Origin of the sequence: Flavobacterium xinjiangense, from assembly GCF_900142885.1 — a bacterium.
In the GTDB taxonomy this organism is placed as follows: Bacteria; Bacteroidota; Bacteroidia; order Flavobacteriales; family Flavobacteriaceae; genus Flavobacterium; species Flavobacterium xinjiangense.
Genome location: NZ_FRCL01000009.1, coordinates 131928 through 133008, shown reverse-complemented (window position 1 = coordinate 133008; position 1081 = coordinate 131928). Strand labels below are relative to the sequence as shown.

The 1081-nt window shown below is 35.1% G+C and carries 1 protein-coding gene; it reads left to right on the top strand.

What is annotated here, in order from left to right:
• The first annotated feature begins 209 nt into the window (after window positions 1-209).
• Window positions 210-617: an endonuclease domain-containing protein gene (locus tag BUC23_RS11970; protein ID WP_073209731.1), complete on the top strand. Its 408-nt coding sequence runs from the start codon at window positions 210-212 to the stop codon at window positions 615-617.
• Window positions 618-1081 lie beyond the last annotated feature (464 nt).

Genomic DNA, 1081 nt, shown 5'->3' with positions numbered 1-1081 from the left:
TCCAAAATTAAATAATAATTGGAGTTATACGGGCTGAGGGTATGCTCCTTTGACTCCTAAAAACACCATTGATTCCTGGATCACATTCCCCTCTTAAGAGGGGTTAGGGGTGTGTCCTTTTGTTAAAAAAAAACAATTTCATTTTTAGGACATAACACTATAATTAAAAACCTTATTTTTAACATATCAAAAACGTTGACAGAGCCACTATGCCTAAAAGAAAAATCATACCCTATAACCCTAAACTCAAAGAATATGCCCGACAACTTCGTAATAATTCGACTGAAACAGAAATTTTTTTGTGGTTAAAATTAAAGGGTAAGCAGATGTACGGTTATGATTTTCATAGGCAGAAACCAATTGATAATTTTATTTTAGATTTTTTCTGTTATGAATTAATGTTAGGGATAGAAGTCGATGGCTATTCTCATGAGTTTTTAGAAGTGTACAGTAAAGATTGCATAAAAGAAAAGCGAATGAATGAGTTCGGGATTGCCATTTTACGATTTAGTGATGAACAGGTCCTGAAGGATATGGAGAATGTTTTAAGGGCTATCGAGTTTTATATTTATGAGTATAAAAAACACACCCCTAACCCCTCTCAAGAGGGGAATTAAGAAGTGGAATTACAGCTATATATAACTTGAATTTTTGATACTGATAATGATTTGTAATCATATAGACTGGAGATATCTTGATCTCAAAGCATACACTACGATATAGTAAACACTTTGTTTTTTTGAGTCCTAAAAATACCATTGATTACGGGATCATATTCCCCTCTTCAGAGGGGTTAGGGGTGTGTTCCTTTTTCAAAGCAAACAATTTCATTTTAAATTCAAAACCTCTAGAGATTACGGAATCGCATTCCCCTCTTCAGAGGGGTTAGGGGTGTGTCCTTTTTTCAAAGCAAACAATTTCATTTTAAATTCAAAACCTCTAGAGATTACGGAATCATACTCCCCTCTTAACAGCTGCTCGGGCTGTGTCTCTTTAAGTCCTAAAAACACCATTGATTCCAAGATCACATTCCCCTCTTCAGAGGGGTTAGGGGTGTGTTACTTTCACTCCTAAAATCACC